Annotated in this window: 1 protein-coding gene; it reads right to left on the minus strand. The window is 63.0% G+C overall.

Annotated elements, in window-relative coordinates; translation table 11 throughout:
* A partial coding sequence (locus AC1RMD_RS31185; protein ID WP_492932747.1) for a condensation domain-containing protein occupies positions 1-1,385 on the minus strand: 1,385 nt, incomplete at its 3' end.
* Between the last annotated feature and the right edge of the window lie 45 nt (positions 1,386-1,430).

Raw genomic sequence — 1,430 nt, forward strand, 5'->3', positions numbered from 1 at the left:
AACACCAGCGCCACCGCGTCCGGCGTGGCCGCGACTTGCTGTTCGAACAGCTCGTGGATGCAGCCTTGCTGCGGATAATCTATGCGCGTGTCATTCCATCCCAGCAGCACCTGCTCGATTTCATCCACAGGCAACACGCACAGCGTGCGTACCGCAGTCGTTGGCGCGCTTTCCAGCGCTGTTACCAAGTGCTCCAGAGCCGTGTGCAGATAAGCGCAGATGCGTCCGGCATCCAATCCCTCGCTCACCTGCGCCGTCAGCAGGAAGCGGGTTCCAAGGTCATCCACCGACATCGTCAGCGGATAGTTGGTACGCTCCTCGCCGGACAGCACTTCCATACCGTCCCAGCCGTTGCCCGCACTGACCATGTCGTCCGCAGTCGCATCGTTCAGCGTCGTATGACGGAAGTTGAACAAGGCCGAGAACAACGGCGTCGGCGCCGCCACACCGCTGCAGCGTTGCGCCAGCGAGAGCGATGCGTGTTCGTGGCGCATCAGTCCGGCCAGCCGTGCATGGGTCGCCAGCACGCTCTCGCGTACCGATTGCACGCCTACATCCAGCCGCAGCGGCAGCGTATTGATGAACATGCCCAATGTGCGGTCCGCACCCTCGCCGCCCTGCATCCGGCCGAACAGCACCGTGCCGAACACCACCGCCTCGCGTCCCGATGCTTTCGACAATACTTGCGCCCACGCCAGGTGCAGCACGGAAGCCGCGCTCACGCCCAGGCTGCGCGCCTGTTCGCGGATACGGATTGCCAATGCCGCGTCCACTTCCCGATGCGCCTCGCCGATCAGACTGCCGTCACCCTGCACGTCGAGCAGGCCGAACGGCGCCGTGGTTTCGTCGATGTCGCCCAGCATGTCGCGGAAGAAGCCTTCATGCTCCTCCTGCGACACGCCCAATCGCGCTTGCGCCACATAATTACGGAACGGCAGCGCCGGCGCCAAGGCTTCGCCTTGCAGCGTGGCCTGGATTTCATCGATCAAAATTTCCATCGTCGTGTGGTCGATCGCCAGGTGATGCGCCAGAACCCGCAGCAGCCAGCGATCTTGCGCAGGATCGTGCGCGTAGAAGCCGCGCATCAGCGGCGCCTCACGCACGTCGATGCGGTAATGACGTGGGTCGTAACGCTCAGACAGCTGCTCGGCGACGTCGCCGTCGTCAAAAGCAACCAGTTCCACCTGCAACGGCGCCTCGCGCCATACCACTTGCAAGGCGGACTCCAGTCCTTCCCACAGCACGGCCGTGCGCAGGATGTCGTGGCGTGAAATCACCGCCTGCAACGCCGCCAGGAAACCGTCGAGTCGCTCGCGGCTGTCGAAACTGATCAGGCTAGGCAACAGATACGCGTCGCCGTTCTGGCTCATCAGGTGATGGAACAAGATCCCTTCCTGCAGCGGAGCCAACGGATAGATATCCTGGATGTT

The sequence above is a fragment of the Duganella sp. GW822-FHT06D06 genome (assembly GCF_058799615.1).